The 14,206-nt window shown below is 61.8% G+C and carries 12 protein-coding genes; all 12 read right to left on the bottom strand.

What is annotated here, in order from left to right:
* Positions 1 to 56: 56 nt before the first annotated feature.
* The 12 genes from PU634_RS05270 to PU634_RS05215 all read right to left on the bottom strand — a co-directional run bounded on the left by PU634_RS05270 (position 57) and on the right by PU634_RS05215 (position 14,173).
* Positions 57 to 1,223 carry an RNA-directed DNA polymerase gene (locus PU634_RS05270; protein ID WP_306763017.1) on the bottom strand — a complete coding sequence of 389 codons (1,167 nt, stop codon included), beginning with the start codon at positions 1,221 to 1,223 and terminating at the stop codon, positions 57 to 59.
* 317 nt (positions 1,224 to 1,540) lie between these two features.
* The gene (locus PU634_RS05265) at positions 1,541 to 2,017 is read right to left on the bottom strand and encodes a hypothetical protein (RefSeq protein ID WP_442604709.1); all 477 of its coding nucleotides are present in this window, start codon (positions 2,015 to 2,017) and stop codon (positions 1,541 to 1,543) included.
* Between the two features lie 86 nt (positions 2,018 to 2,103).
* On the bottom strand, positions 2,104 to 3,156 hold the full coding sequence (locus PU634_RS05260) for a hypothetical protein (protein ID WP_306763015.1): 1,053 nt from the start codon (positions 3,154 to 3,156) through the stop codon (positions 2,104 to 2,106).
* A 23-nt stretch (positions 3,157 to 3,179) separates the two neighbouring features.
* The gene (locus tag PU634_RS05255) at positions 3,180 to 3,515 is read right to left on the bottom strand and encodes a hypothetical protein (RefSeq protein WP_306763014.1); all 336 of its coding nucleotides are present in this window, start codon (positions 3,513 to 3,515) and stop codon (positions 3,180 to 3,182) included.
* 10 nt (positions 3,516 to 3,525) lie between these two features.
* The gene (locus PU634_RS05250; RefSeq protein WP_306763013.1) at positions 3,526 to 4,446 is read right to left on the bottom strand and encodes a hypothetical protein; all 921 of its coding nucleotides are present in this window, start codon (positions 4,444 to 4,446) and stop codon (positions 3,526 to 3,528) included.
* A gap of 1 nt (position 4,447) precedes the next feature.
* Positions 4,448 to 4,831, bottom strand: coding sequence for a phage tail protein (locus tag PU634_RS05245; RefSeq protein ID WP_306763012.1), 384 nt, complete (start codon positions 4,829 to 4,831; stop codon positions 4,448 to 4,450).
* 10 nt (positions 4,832 to 4,841) lie between these two features.
* Positions 4,842 to 6,818: a hypothetical protein gene (locus tag PU634_RS05240; protein WP_306763011.1), complete on the bottom strand. Its 1,977-nt coding sequence runs from the start codon at positions 6,816 to 6,818 to the stop codon at positions 4,842 to 4,844.
* The gene (locus PU634_RS05235; RefSeq protein WP_306763010.1) at positions 6,815 to 8,311 is read right to left on the bottom strand and encodes a baseplate J/gp47 family protein; all 1,497 of its coding nucleotides are present in this window, start codon (positions 8,309 to 8,311) and stop codon (positions 6,815 to 6,817) included. Before PU634_RS05235 ends, PU634_RS05240 begins: the two co-directional genes overlap by 4 nt.
* The gene (locus PU634_RS05230; RefSeq protein WP_306763009.1) at positions 8,311 to 8,604 is read right to left on the bottom strand and encodes a hypothetical protein; all 294 of its coding nucleotides are present in this window, start codon (positions 8,602 to 8,604) and stop codon (positions 8,311 to 8,313) included. Before PU634_RS05230 ends, PU634_RS05235 begins: the two co-directional genes overlap by 1 nt.
* A gap of 51 nt (positions 8,605 to 8,655) precedes the next feature.
* Complete coding sequence (locus PU634_RS05225) at positions 8,656 to 11,727, bottom strand: glycoside hydrolase family 19 protein (protein WP_306763008.1); 3,072 nt, start codon at positions 11,725 to 11,727, stop codon at positions 8,656 to 8,658.
* Positions 11,727 to 12,635 carry a hypothetical protein gene (locus tag PU634_RS05220; RefSeq protein ID WP_306763007.1) on the bottom strand — a complete coding sequence of 303 codons (909 nt, stop codon included), beginning with the start codon at positions 12,633 to 12,635 and terminating at the stop codon, positions 11,727 to 11,729. The genes PU634_RS05225 and PU634_RS05220 overlap by 1 nt, the downstream gene beginning before the upstream one ends.
* On the bottom strand, positions 12,635 to 14,173 hold the full coding sequence (locus PU634_RS05215) for a hypothetical protein (protein ID WP_306763006.1): 1,539 nt from the start codon (positions 14,171 to 14,173) through the stop codon (positions 12,635 to 12,637). The genes PU634_RS05220 and PU634_RS05215 overlap by 1 nt, the downstream gene beginning before the upstream one ends.
* Positions 14,174 to 14,206 lie beyond the last annotated feature (33 nt).

The raw sequence follows: 14,206 nt of genomic DNA, 5'->3' as shown, positions 1-14,206 counted from the left end.
GGGTTATTTCCCGACCAAGGAAGAAAGCGATACCAGCCAGGGCCCCGGGGAGCGGGTCACCAAGGACTATCAAGCCAGCAGCCTGTATGGTCAGAGCAATCAGGCTGTGGCTCATGGCTTGCAGCGTGCTCATCGAAATAGAACTCCTCGCCGGTGTCGTGTATGGGTCCATATTGCCCCCGAATCATCGGGAAGGTGGCCAGGATTTTCCGCTGCAGGCCATGGGTGTCGGCATGCTTGGCGTGAGCCAGCCAGCTGTGTACCACCGGGCGCACGTCCTCTAGGTCGATTTCGCCCCGGGCATACATTTTCTGCAGGCGCTTGAGGCTTCGGCAAATACGGCTGATGGAGCTTTTTCTGAGTTTTCTGTGGGTGGGCCACATTCGGTAGCCGAGAAAGTCGAGCGCGCGACCACTCTGGGTGTCCACCGGGAATACCTGGGTCTTGCGGTTGGTCTTGAGCTGCAGCGTGTCAGCCAGGAACGCCTCTACCTGGCGCCGAACGTGATGCAGGTGCTCTTTGTCGTGATGGACGATGCAGAAGTCATCCATATACCTCATGTAATTTGGCTCGCGCAGCACATGCTTGACGAAGTTGTCCAGCTCAGCCAGGTAGATGTTGGCGAACAGCTGCGACGTCAGGTTTCCCAGGGGAATGCCGGTTGGGTTAATATCGTCCGGATCTGCGCTGGAGGCAATGATTTCATCAATCAAAGCCAGGGTCCGCTGGCAGCTTATTCGGCGTCGAATGATCGCCCGCAGAATGGCATGGTTGATGTTGTAGAAGTAGCCGGATATGTCGCCCTTGAACACATACACCACACCATGCTCCCGCTTCACCTTGCGCAGCATGGCCTGAGCTCTGTCGGCACCAACGTGAGTGCCGCGCCCCTTGATGCAGGCATAGGTGTTGGTGATGAAGCTGCGCTCAAAGCAGGGGTTAATCACGTCCACCAGGGCGTGGTGTAACACCCTGTCACGGAACGGCAGGGCCGCACCAACACGATATACCGGCTCGTACAGGGTAAAGTGCCGGTATTCACCGGTTCGCCAGGATCCCCACATCAGGTGATTCTGAATATCAATGAGGTTGCCCTCATAGTCGTAGTGGAAGCGCATCACCTCGTTGCGGCTGCGCTTGCCCTTGCGGGCCTTGTGGTAAGCGGAAAGCAGGTTGTTGAAGTCGTAAATTTGCGGATAAAGGTTGTTATACGTCCTGGCCATGGCCCGTGCTTCTTATCGTTGTTATGGGGGTGGCGGCGGGAGCAAACGGTCGCTGCTGCTACTGGAATGTCCCGCCTGTTGAGTATTTCGGCCTCTGCCGGGGATCACACGTCCTTTTGATTCGGCACTGTCGGGCCGGCCCGTAAGCCGCCGATGCTGGCCTTTTATTTCAAGAGCGGGGCGCGCGCCGATGTTCGTGTTCACGTTCGAGCGGGCGTTGTTGAGGTTGACCGCGAAGACGCCAGCGCGCTCGCCGTTGTTCCAATTGCCGCCGCGATAAGGGACGCGCCTGATTGCCGTATGACCCTGAAGTCAATTTATCCCGCCTCGGCCCGGGTGCTTGGTGTGGTTTTCCTTTGAGTCCCTTTTTTCTCCCTCTCATGCTTGTACCAAGCGCCCAGGTCGCGGCCTATGCTGTCGTTTTGCCGGGCCCACTCCCGGTACATGCCGTGGGAAATCAGGTTGCGCTTGTGCGCCCGGCGCACCTTGGCGCGGAGCATGTCGAGGGCAATCACCGCATCTTCCAGGGTGGTGCTCTTGTGAAAGCGCCGGCCGGCGCGGGTAACCAGCTCCAGCAGCTGCCACATGGAATCTTCTATTTGCTTGCCGATAACCGGTTTCTGCGCCCTCGGCATTCTGTCGATGGCATCAAGGGCCAGATGGATCATGTCCTCGCACTTTTGACCCAGGGGCAGGAAGTGGTGATCTGCCTGAATTTGCGTGGTCTTTTCGCCCTTGCTCTGACTGCGTTGAAAGTGAGGCTCTGTCGCTGCTGATCTTGTTTTTCTTGTCACGGATCGATCAAACCTTAACCAGTTTCGTTATCCCAAAAAGAAGGGGCGGGCTATCGCCCACCCCAACGAATAAAAAAGCGCCAGAATTAAAGTGAGAAAGCGGGGCGCGCGCCGATGCTCGCGTTCACGTTCGAGCGGGCGTAGTAGAGGTTGACCGCGAAGACGCCAGCGCGCTCGCCGTAGTTCCAAACGCCGCCGCGATAAGGGACGCGCTCGCCGTCAAGAGTGAACCAGATGCCGTCACCACCCAGATCGGCGCCGACCGGGTAAATGCCGTGCAGCTTCAGCACCTTCAGCGCCGCTTCCGCCACCGGCGTGGTGCCGGGGTTGGTCATGGACTGGAAGGCGCCGCCGGAGCTGGCCACCAGGGTATAGGCAGCGGTGCCGGAGCTGGCAATCTTGACGGTGTTGGCGGAGCCGGGGGTTACCAGGGCGCCGGTGGCGCCGTCGATGGCGCGCCACTCCGAGCTGGCTGCGCTCAGGTCGATGGTGCTGCTGGCCGCGTTGTTGTCGGCGATAACCTGGATCTCGCCATCCACCAGGCGCAGACCGGGTGACCACTCCCACACGTTACCAACCAGATCGGCAATGCCGGCATGGGTGTTGTCGTGACGCCAGGAGGTGGGGCCTGAGCCGGCTTGGGTGCGGGCGATGCCGGAGGTGTTGCCGGGCAGGCCGCCGTCACCACGCACACCGGTCTCCCAGGGGGCATCCGAACTCTTGCCGTAGTTGGTGTTGCCACGCGGGACAAAGCCGTTCTTGCGGCACCACAGGCCCAGGCCGGACCAGTCCATGTTGGTCATCAGGCCCCAGCCGGGTCCGTTGGCCCGCGCCTGAGCCAGGAAGGTATCGAAGTTGGCGCTGGCGGCCGGGTCTTCGCCGGGCAGGGAGATCAGCTCACCATTTCGAACCACGCCCGGGTAGGCACCGATAAAGCGCTCGGTTTTGGCCTGACCGTTGGTCATGAACATGGGGTGCAGGCCAGCGGCCAGGCCGGGCTCGACGTCATCCGCATTAAAGGCGGACACAACGTGCATGTAAGAGGGCTGCCCCTTGGCGGTGTACAGCACGGTGATCTTGCCGCCGGTGGCGGCTTCGACGTTGGCCCGGAGGCTGTCGCGGTTATAGATAGAAGGCATGATTGCTCCTTGTTGTCAGATGGTTAGGCGACAGGCCACAGGGTCACAACGACTGCATTGTGGTCCAGAGGGTCCGCTACACGCTCGGACTGGGGCTGCTCGCCATCCAATCCCTCTTCACCGCCTTCGGCGGGCACTTCGGTATAGGTACGGGCCGGAATGTGGATGTGGGCCAGATAAGCGCCGTCCTGGCCACCCTCGACCACTTCGCCCTTATGAGCGCGGATCTCGATGGTGACAGCGGTGTCTTCCTGGCGGGCGGCGCAGTCAATGGACAGCCCAGCCACGGTGACCATGTTGCCGGAAACCGCAAAGTCGGCGACCGGCGAACCGGATTGCTTAAGATTGATTTGGGGCATCTTGCTCTCCTCAGTTATTCAGTTTGCTGACCCGCCAGCGCAGGACCACGTTGTCCACTTCGCTGGCGAGCTCAAGGGTAAAACCGTTGGTCGCGCGGCTGCTGACCAGGACTTGATCGGGACTGCAATGACCACCGCTGAACGACACCACGTCCACGTCCAGGCGATAGTCGGCCTTGGAAAGGGCTTCAATGGCTACCGCGTGCGCCACTGGGTTGTTGATGGTGCGGGGATAGGACGCTTCCACCCGGCGAACGCTGGTCAGGGTGACATTGGTCAGCTGGGGATCCGTCGCATCGGTGGAGTTCGGCGGAATGGTGATGTTGTAGAGGTGGATAGCACCGGTCGGCAGCTCCTCCCCGATATTGGTCACCGCCAGGCGCATGGTCTGGCTGCCGGAGTGAAAGTACAGGTAGGCCCGCACCGTTACGTTGCCGGATCCGGTGTTAGGCGGCACGGATGCGGCGTTGGTCGCGTCCGGCGCCCGGTACATGCGACCATTCATGAACACCTGCCCGCCAGCCAGGTTAAGGTTGCGGGTGGCAGTGGTGGACTTGACGCAGGTGCATCCGGCGACTACGCCCCGGTTGCGCAGGGTGATTTCGCCCTCCTGCTGAATGTGACGCCTGAGCGCTTTGACCGAATGGTTAGCAACGCCGGCCTGATCCAGTGCCATGGCTGCCATGGCCGCCAGTACATCCTGAAACTCGGGCGACATCTGATTGAGCTGCTCGGACATTTCAGTCAGGCGCGCGCCTATGCTTGCCTTACCGCCGCGTGCGCCGGACAATTCCTGCTCGTTGGCGCTGGTGCGGTCATCAATGTTCTTGAAGTTTTGGTCGATCTCCTCGTACCGAACGTTCCAGAGGCCGGGTACGGCATCCGGCTCATTGTTCGGGATGGGAGTGATATTGGGATGCGGGATCGGCATGTCAGTACCTCATCTTGATGGAAATTTCGTACCGCTCGTCGGATTCCTTCACCTTCGGAGCGAAGTTCTTGATCCCCATGATGTTGCCCTTCTCATCGACCAGGGCAGCTTCCGAGATCGACTTGCCAATCAGCTCGCCGTTCTCCAGGAAACCCCGGCCGGTGACCGACAGCAAATCCTCCTGAGCAACAGCCGCCAGGGGTTTGCGCAGCAGCTCATGATTTAGCGAGGTCTGGTTCTCATCGGGAGCGATGGCGCGATTGGTGGCGGGGTTGTGCCCACCATCACCGAACGCCATGAATGCGATTTTGGGTACCGCCGCCCCGCCCGCAGCTTGGGCTGCAAGCCGGCGCCGGTACGACAGCAGTGTTACGGCTTCCGCCATGGGTGTGTCCTCAAACGCGAGTGATGGTTAACATGAACTCGGGCTGGGACACCTGACCAAGCTGCCAGCTACCATCCAGCGGACGGCGGAAGGCGAGACCTGTGTCAGCGATGCCCTGCCCCGATAATTCATCAGGACTCAGTTTGAAGCCGCCCAGAGCGTAACTTTCTCGCATTTTCCGGTTTTGAAGCCGTGTGCCGTCCAGTGCGAAGCGGCCGAATCGGGTCACCGCCCCCAGCGGCCAGGCACCATCCAGGCGCCGGTTCCAGCGCCGCAACTTGACAATGGTCTGCCGCGGCAACTTGATGATGGCGCGAGTATTGGCCTCAGCGGACAGCTGCGCAGTGGTCGAAAGCTCAACGGCAATGCCCTGGTCTCGGCAGAGGCGGAAGGATCCCAGCTTGGCGCCGGTCACCGCCTTGCCCAGGCGAAGGCCGGCACCCAGCCGCCACCCATCACCCAGACCCCACTGCCGACCAAGGCGTTGCGCCTTGAACGGGAACTGCATGACCATGTTTTCGTGGTAGGTGATCTGCTCCATGCGCAGGGATTGCTGCAGCTCGATCCGTTTGTCCATGCCGACAGCACCGGAGGCCTCGGAGCGCACAGCGCCCAGTCGCCACCCACCACTCAACTGCAGACCCGGCTCACCTACCCGGAACACCGGCCCGGCGGCGGTAGAGCCCGCCACTTGCCCCAGCATGGCTCGCTCGGTTGATGGACCTCGGCGACCCAAGCGAAAGCCATTCAGCTTAATGCCGGACACCGAGCCAGACAGGGCGGCGGAGCCATTGAGCCGAACGCCGGTACCCAGCCGCCAGGGCGCCCCCAGCTTGTGCGCTGGCCCTGGTACGTTGATGTGGTGATGCTCATGGAAGGTAACGGAGGTGCTGGCGGACTGCGCCATCTCCACCCGCTTGGTCATTTCTGTATGGGACAGGGTGTCGATCTGTCGGCGCCCGAGCGCCCAGCCCCCATTCAGCCGCCGATCCATCTGCCCCAGCCGGGGCAGTTGGTAAAGCAGTGTCTCGGTGGCGCTCTGCATGGCGGTGGTGGACGCAATGCGGCATGACTTCAGGCGCCAATGACTGACTCCACCGCGCAGCTCGCCCAGTTTGAAGGTGCCAAACGGCTGAGGCAGTGTTACCGATTCCCCGTCTCGACCCAGCTTCCACCGTACATCATCCTGCTCGCCGATGACCCGCCCACACCAGGGGTAACGCATGCGGGAATGCTTTTCCATCAACATGCTGTAGCTGGTGCGCACGTATACCGACAACACAAACCGAAGCCAGAACCGGAACATAGGCACCAGGCGGGCAGGGATGACGGCGCGGATCACCTCGAGCAGGCCAGAGGTGGCCGACTTCCTCGGCATATCCAGCGGATTCTTGCCTTCGGCAATGGCCTCCAGTCCCAGCAGTATCTCTATGCGGGAGGTGAGGAACAGATCCTCTTCGCTCGGTGTGTGCGGCGGGATCTCGATGCTATCCAGAAGCAGTGGGCGGCCCAATTTCCAGCCGCCATCCAGCTTAAGCCCCCCCTTCCCCAGAAAGTGATACCAGTAAGGGTTACGGGGCTCATTCAGGATGAAGGCGGAGCCATACGGCTGATCCTTGGCATGCCACATCTGCCGCACCTCGGCCTGCCCGGGAAACAACAGCTGCAAGTAAGTGCGCACGAAGTGGAGCCCGCGCTTCTGAATGTCGCCCGACTTCCACGCCCGGTACAGATAACGGGTGGCTGCCTCTTCGCGCTCACCAGGCAGTAAAATGAGGCCGTCATGGTTAACCATGCGCCGCACCAGGTCGAACGAACCAAGGTGGGCCGAACCCAGCACGTTGGCGTCAAAACTGTCGCGGCCCAGGCGAGAAAAAAGCTCCAGGAATACCGCCTTCAGCTCGGCCTCTATCTGGCTGGCATCATGACTCCGCTGCAACGGCTCCGCCGTGGGAGCCTGAGAGCTCAGGAAATCAAAGTCGCTCATAACCCGGATCCCCAATACGGCGTGGTCACGTTGCCAGCGACGACACTCACTAGCAGGGAATCCGGTGACACATAGCGCCACAACTCAGGGCGGGAGTCGGTATCGATCGACTCATCGATGTAGACCTTGAGATCAGCCCTGCCCACGCTCAGCGCAGGCACCTCACGCCTCAGGATCTGGTAAACCTGCTGATAGAGAGGGGTGGACTGTCCGCGCCGGGACTGGGGCGCAGCCTCCCCGAAATGATCCAGCATGACCTTGGTTATCTGCTCCTGCACCACCTGCTCTTCATAGGACGTGGCCACTGTGGCCTGTATCCTGATTTCTATCTCTGAGCGAATGGGGGTGTAGAAATAGACTCGGTAGCTGTCGTCGGCCAGCCCGACCTTAGCCTTGATTTGCTCCTGGGTGGCGGTCAGCTCGGTCAGTTTCACCGGAGCGACCGTTTCACCTTTCGCCTCGCTCAGCACCGGCTCGCCACCCAGCCCGGACAGGCAGGCAACAAAAAGGGCGTTGATGTTGTCCAGACTCATGCCACGCACCGACTCTTCCACCCCCTCGTTCCACACTGAAAGGAATTGCAGGTCGGGAAAGTTGCGCCGGATCAGAAAGTCGAATTCGCCCAGAAACACGGCGTTGTGGTTGTAGACGCTGGGGTACTTGGCCAGTTCGCGCAGGGTGCGCATAGATGGCGGGTTCTGGCCTTTCACCAGCACCTCGTCAAGGCGCATTTCCACCATGGCCTCAGCGGGATCCTGCATGGTCTCAAACACCAGCAGGGCGCCGGCAGAGAACTCCACGTCACCCAGTGAGTAAAGGGCGTTGATGGTGATTTCGGTGCCGTCAGTGGGCTGAGTGCCCACTACGCCATCCTGACCAAAGCGCACATAAACCCGCTGCCGTTCGTCCGCCTCCACATGGTAGATGCGCTCCCCTTCACGGGTATTGACGTACCGCTCACGATATTCGTACGCACCAGATCCGTCGGCCACGGACAAGCCGCACAGGGAGGCGTCATCGTCGGCCATGCTGATCTGAATGGCGTAAAATGGGCGCGAGCCGCTGACCGTGTGGGCAACCTCCCGCTCGTACAGCTGCACGGCGCGGAACAGTCCACTGCCGCCGGCGGGTATCTCTACCGGCGCTTCAACCCGCAGCGACCGCCCCTGGGGATCCATCAGGTAGCGGCCGGCGGCAATGATGAATGGCGCTCCGGACTTGTTTTCGGCGATCACCTGCACCGTGGCCGGCCGTGATTTCGGCACCAGGCCGCGCATGGCGGCATCGGCCAGAACGGTGCTGTCCCGAGTCTTCTCAAAGGGCTCGGACTGGGCCACCTCCAGCTGCTGGGAGTACATCGCCAGCATGGTGGCCTGGGCCTCTATCTGCTGCAGGATGCGGGGGTCGCCGGCTTTGATCAGGGCAGCCACGGCCGGATATTTCGCCTGGCTGGCCTCTATCGCCATCTGGATGAATTGATCGCGGGTATACATCAGTTGCCCCCTGATAGGTCAAAGGTTCGCCCGGCGACCTCCAGCACAATATCGAAGCGATCAACGCCGCTCGGCACCCCATACAGGGAGACGGCGCCGGCCGGCAGGGACGTGGTGATGATGATGTCCTGCCTCAGCTTGCGAATAAGTTCGTCGGCCGCCTCATCGGTATGAGGCAGCTGCAGGATGGATTTGGCATCTTGGCCGTAGTCACTGCCCAGGTACCCGTTAACCGGGGTACTCAGCCAGTGCTCAACCATGCCTTCAAGCTCTTCGCCGGTAAGTGTTTTCATGATTTGCATGGTAGGTGGACGGCGGGGCGAAGAACCCCGCCGTTTTCCGCTTTACATCGCGGCGTAGGCGCCGGTGACGATGTGGGCGATCTGGCGATCGGGCAGGTCACGGGAAACGTCCTGCGGCGGGCGTGAAGCCTTGGGCTTGGCATTGTCGCGCAATGGCACTGTAAGGTTAGGCGCGGCCGCCACGGCGGGCGGCGCTGCGGGCGCCATGACGCCCATAGCCATCGGTGGCAGACGAGCGGCATCCACGCTGGTCGATACCGGCGGAAGCAGGATCTGGCTCAGGTTGCTATCGGGCACCCGGGCGGCCGGCGCAACATTGGGGCTGGTCATGCCGGCCAGGCCTTCTGGTGTAACCTCGCCGCCATGCCCCATGGACTCATTCATCCACGCCAGATCCCGCTCCAGCTCAGCAAGTGCCGCCGCCTTTTCGGCAGGATCTGTGATTTCCCGGCGAGTGATGCTGTTTGTTGCCCTGGCAGGCGCGTCAACTTGCGCCAAGGCCACCGCCTCAGGTTTGGATGTGGGCGCTATCGGTCTATCCCGATATTCGGCCAGGTACTGCTCGGTTTTGGCCTTGCGATCGGCCAGACCATTGGTGCCACCGTTAATCTTGCGGGTGACCTCCTCCACATCGCCACGCTTGGCGGCGTCTGACAGGCCGGGGCGCTGCTGCCAGTACCAAGTGGCAATCTTGGCCGCCACCTCCGGGTCTGCCGCCATGTCCGGGTTATTAACCAGGTCGATACCCAGATCCTTGCTGGCCGCTTCGTAGTTGTTTCGCCCAGTGAGCTGGGTGAAGCCGCGTCCGCGAAACTTGTAGCCGTCACCGGGCTCGGTGTTACCCATGCGCCCGCCATACATCAGCTCAGCCACCGCCTCCGGGCCCTGATCTATGGCTGCCTGCACGGCTTTCGGACCCTTCTTTCTGGCGGTGGCGCTGACCGCCATCAGGCGATCGGCGTTGCGGTAGTTGAAGCTCTCTTCCAGGCTGGTCATACCGCCGGACTCATGATCCATCTGCGCCATGAACATGGCCTGCTCGGCGGGGTCGGTAATGCCGGATGCTGCCATCTGCTTTTCAAGGGCGCTGCGGTTTTTCGCGTAATTGGCGCTGCGCTTGATGGCGCGGTACGCCTTGGATACGCCGGTGGCCTCGCCCACCGTGGACGCTGACTTTTTAACGAAGCTCCACGCATTCCCGCCCGCTTCCTTTAGGGCGCTGGCGGTGCTGTCATAGACGGCAGTGGCAGTCTCCTTAACGTCAATGCCGGTTTTTTCCTTAATCCAGTCATTAACCTTTTGGCCGGCCTCGGAAATGGAATCCCACCACCCTTCCAGCTTGCTGGTCACACTATCCCAGGCCGACGTCATCACGCCAACGGCGCTATCCCAAGTGCTCGTTATCGCTCCAGCAATGCCATCCCAAGTGGCGGATACAGCGTCTGACGTGGCCAGCCAGGCGCTGGACACTGTGGAGGATACGCTGCTCCAGGCTGCCCCCACGGTTTCCGACATGGCGCCCCAGAGCTCACCCACAGCACCGCTCACCTGCCCCCACAGGTGGCCGGTGAACAGCGTCATGGTGCGCCAGGCATCGGACATGCCCTGCACGAAGTTGGAGTCGCGCAGATCTGCCACCCAGGAGCCGAACTGAGCGCCAATTACCTCACCGGCAGACTCACCCAGCCAGGCACCGACGGCAGCACCCACAATGCCGCCAACTATGTTGCCCACCACCGGCACCACAGAGCCCAATGCCGCGCCGGCAGCGCCGCCGGCCATGGCGCCACCCAGCGCACCAGTACCGCGACCAATGGCCGCGCCTGTGGACACATCCTTCTGCTGCCGTGAATCGTTACTGGACTCGGAGCTGTAGATATCGCTGGCCATGTAGCCAAGCCCGATCAGGCTGCCCAATACCGGCACTCGGCGGGCAAACCGCCCGGCGCGACGCAGCATGCCCGGTTTCGAACCGGCGCCGCGAGCGTCAGGGGCTCCAGGCCGGCCGGCACCGGCAGAAGCCGCTCCTGTCGCACCCGCTGCCGCGCCACCCCCAGCGCGACCAGGTGCCCACTTTCCTGCCCCGGGGCCGCCCTTACCGGCGCCGATTCCAGTCAGCCAGGCCGGTAGTCGCTTCAGCAGCGCCATGGGCAGCAACGCAGTCAGGATGGCGCGCAGAAGCACCATGGCGGGAGCCAGGGCTAGCGCAAACCAGCCGCCACCGCTGCGATCCTTACCGCCCTGCTGCTTCTCGATATCCTCCAGCAGGGTAATGGTCTGCTTGCTCTCCTGGCGCCCAGCCTCCCGGGACTCGCGCATTTGACGCCATATCCGGCGAAACCAGCGCTCCTGCCCCTTGTCGCCCTCTCCGCCAAAAATCTTGCTGAAGCCGCGGCTGAGCGGCTGAGCCACCTCATTGAAGGCCTTAACCGACGGGTCGGCCTCCTCGTTAAGGGCCATTTCGTGCACAGCCCCGGCGATCCGGTCTCCCATGTCGCCAATAGCCGTTCGCAGCCCCAACTCGTTGGCGGCAGAGTCATCATCACCCGAGCCGACAAACCGCCCCTTTTCATCGCGATCACTTCGAGCGGCGCCAAATGACTGGGGAGAAGATGCCTTTACAAAGCGTCCGTTTTCATCCCTTTTCGGACCGACCCTGCCTATCGGCGTTACCACCGGCGGGCGCTGAACGTCCGGCGACGACGCCGGAGTGGTGGCGGCCTCTCGGGCGCTAGGAGCGGAATGGTTGATTGTTTGACGGTCGGTGAGGGCAATGGAACTTGACGTCGACCGGTCGCCCTGGCGGAAATGGGTGTCGCCACCATGCTGATAGCTGTCACCTTGACGAAGCACGACCACAGGAGCAAGAGCGGCAGTGGCGGCCAGGGTTGAGCCAGGCTCACCACCATGCCTGCCACCTGGCGTTACCACCGGCGGGCGCTGAACGTCCGGCGACGACGCCGGAGTGGTGGCGGCCTCTTGTGGCTTGGCATCACCCAGGGTAGCCCTGATGGCCTCCAGCTCGCCACGGATCAACTTGAGCTGGTCCAGCAGCTCGTCAGTTTGCTCTCTGGGCCCGACAAGAAAGCCCTGTTCGTCGTGTTTCAGCATCATCAGGGCTCCATGAAGGTGTCGATTTGGGTAAAGGTCATCTGGATTTCCTCGAGGGCGTCATCGCGCCGGGACAACGACACGTCGTAACTCACGGGGCGAAACAGCCCCTTGCCCTTGAAGCCGCCCAGCTCGCCCACAAAGGCGTGTTCGATGGTGAAAGTAATCGCGTACTGGCCAGGCACCCCCACGGTGCCGTCACGCGCCGCCACGGCAGCGGCGTGATCCTCAAACCACCGCTTCATGGTGCCGCGCTTGTCATCCAGGGTGGTAATGCGGAGCTCGTCGACCTCCGAGGCGTTGGGCATGTCCACGAACGCCGCGCCGACCTTGAACTTGTCGCCGGAAACGATAAAAGGCGTGTGCTCTATATCCACGCAAAAAAGGTTGAACTGGCGGGAGAAGTCGCCCTGCAACAGGCTGCTGACCTTGACCAGGAACAGGTTTTTCTTGGCCTTGCCGGTGGTGGTAGCTTCGGAGTGGATCTGTCTCGCCTCGCCCGGCGATATCCCCCCGTACAGAGGGTTTCCGTTACGCCAGAATCGCATCTGCGCTCCGGCCCGGCTGCCGAAGCTGCTCAGCACCCTGTCGGCCAGGCCCGCATCCAGCGCGGTAATGGCCGCGTCCTGAAAATTACCGGCCAGCAGGTTGCTGGCAACCGCGCCGCCGCCATTAATGGCCCGCCGCAACTCCGGCGTCAGCCCGCTACTGATGGCGCTGGATGCCATGGATCCGGCGATGGAGGTTGCCCGGCCAGCCAGGTTCTGGGCCAGCGCGCCGCCCCCGGCAAGTTGTGCCGCTCTGCCGCCAAGGTTGTTGATGCCGCCGCCCACGGCGCCCTGCAGATTGCCCAGCAGGCTGCCAGCGCCCAGCAGACCGAGACTGTCGGCCACGTTGTTGTATAGCCCCATCACAGCCCCCTGTCATCGTCATCCGGCTGCCTGGCCAGGTTATCGGCATACTGTTCGGCCTGATCTTCATCCAGCGCCATAATGTCGGTCAGGAAGTTGATCATCATCTTCTTGTCGGCGCCCAGCTCCTTGAGCTGCTGCATGCCCTGCACCAGCAGCAGGCCCACGCTCATGCCTTCACTGCGGGTGCGCTGCTTTTCGGCCTCCAGCGCGGAAATGGAGCCGTAGAAGTTGATGGACCAGGGGCGCTCGCTGGCCGGGAAGACCACGCCGTACTTCTGCAGGGTATGAACGTCGATCACCTGATTGAAGAAGTCGGCCAGGGCGACCCGAATAACCCTGGCCCGCTCAGCCACCTGCGCTGACGTTCGGAAGAAGCCACCCTCGCCTAGGCCGCCAGCCAGCTGATCGGCAAAACCCACCATGGACAAATCCACCCCAATGGCACCGGCGGTCAGCCGGGCATGCAGCATAATGTCCTCGATGCTGATATTGGCGCTGCGACCAGTCTGACCGCCGTTCGGCGCCTGCATGGACGCCAGCTGCTTTTCACCGAACACCGGAATGATATGCCGGATCCGCTCCAGTATCGGCTTGCCGCCCTTGGCGGCCTGCTCCGCCACTTCCTTGGACTTGGTGAGCATGGACTTGATGCTCTCAAGAAAGCGCTTTTGCTGTTCCCTGCTCATTTCGTTGAGGTTGACGGTCAGCATCTGCTCGTCAATGGAGTCGATCCAGCGCTGCCCAACCAGCCCCAGCAGGCTGGCGGACAGGTTGTTGTAGGGCTCCTCTGCCGGGTACAGCAAGGAGCCGCCAGCCATGGCCGGCATCAGCGGCAGGGCATCGATATCGTCCTGCTCCAGGGCCAGCTTGATCGACTTCTCAAACACGCCGTGCTGCGGCACCCACTGGGTGCGCGGCATTTTCACTCTGGCCATCTGGGTCTTGCTCAGGCGCTGGAAGTTCTTCTCACCGGTATAAACGGCAAAGCCCACGGTGCGGCTGCCGCGCTCGAACGGCTGCACCAGGGGCGGCCGGATCAGCTCGCCGGTATAAAGGTCGGTGACCCCCACCCCCTTATCGCTGTAAATGCGGGCATAGGCGTCACCAAAGGCCGCCGCCAGATAGCCAACGTTAAAGGCGGCGCCGTTGAAAATGGGGAGCAGGTCCTCGCGGATCTCCTCCACCATCCGCTGCAGGCGCTCATCGTCGCTGTAGCCGGGCCTTTTTTCGATGAAAATGAGGTCGCCATTGGTTTCGTGACCACCCAGAGCGGCGGTGACCAGCAAGCCAAGGGCCGATGAACAAATGGGATCCGCCTCCATCATTGACCACTGATCGTAGATGGATTGCCGGGTGCGGGCCTTCCGGTTGCCGGATGCCATCAGGCTGGCAACAGTGGTCATGCCGGCACCGTAGAGCACGGTATCCGCTGGTGTTATGTCGCTCGCCGACGCATCCTCTGCCTGGTAATCGCGAGTGTTTCCGCTGAACAGACCGAAGAATCCGCGCCGCTGCTTGTGGGTTTTAGTAGCCATGGCATGACTTTACGCAGTGCCATGGCTGAGCAG

Origin of the sequence: Oceanimonas pelagia, from assembly GCF_030849025.1 — a bacterium.
Lineage (GTDB): Bacteria > Pseudomonadota > Gammaproteobacteria > Enterobacterales > Aeromonadaceae > Oceanimonas > Oceanimonas pelagia.
This window is presented reverse-complemented; position numbering and strand designations above follow the sequence as displayed.

What these genes read in the sequence shown, in the direction of transcription:
- PU634_RS05270 (WP_306763017.1), bottom strand. Translation starts at nt 1,223, where the DNA reads ATGGCCAGGACGTATAACAACCTTTATCCGCAAATTTACGACTTCAAC.
- PU634_RS05260 (WP_306763015.1), bottom strand. Translation starts at nt 3,156, where the DNA reads ATGCCTTCTATCTATAACCGCGACAGCCTCCGGGCCAACGTCGAAGCC.
- PU634_RS05255 (WP_306763014.1), bottom strand. Translation starts at nt 3,515, where the DNA reads ATGCCCCAAATCAATCTTAAGCAATCCGGTTCGCCGGTCGCCGACTTT.
- PU634_RS05250 (WP_306763013.1), bottom strand. Translation starts at nt 4,446, where the DNA reads ATGCCGATCCCGCATCCCAATATCACTCCCATCCCGAACAATGAGCCG.
- PU634_RS05245 (WP_306763012.1), bottom strand. Translation starts at nt 4,831, where the DNA reads ATGGCGGAAGCCGTAACACTGCTGTCGTACCGGCGCCGGCTTGCAGCC.
- PU634_RS05240 (WP_306763011.1), bottom strand. Translation starts at nt 6,818, where the DNA reads ATGAGCGACTTTGATTTCCTGAGCTCTCAGGCTCCCACGGCGGAGCCG.
- PU634_RS05235 (WP_306763010.1), bottom strand. Translation starts at nt 8,311, where the DNA reads ATGTATACCCGCGATCAATTCATCCAGATGGCGATAGAGGCCAGCCAG.
- PU634_RS05230 (WP_306763009.1), bottom strand. Translation starts at nt 8,604, where the DNA reads ATGAAAACACTTACCGGCGAAGAGCTTGAAGGCATGGTTGAGCACTGG.
- PU634_RS05225 (WP_306763008.1), bottom strand. Translation starts at nt 11,727, where the DNA reads ATGATGCTGAAACACGACGAACAGGGCTTTCTTGTCGGGCCCAGAGAG.
- PU634_RS05220 (WP_306763007.1), bottom strand. Translation starts at nt 12,635, where the DNA reads ATGGGGCTATACAACAACGTGGCCGACAGTCTCGGTCTGCTGGGCGCT.
- PU634_RS05215 (WP_306763006.1), bottom strand. Translation starts at nt 14,173, where the DNA reads ATGGCTACTAAAACCCACAAGCAGCGGCGCGGATTCTTCGGTCTGTTC.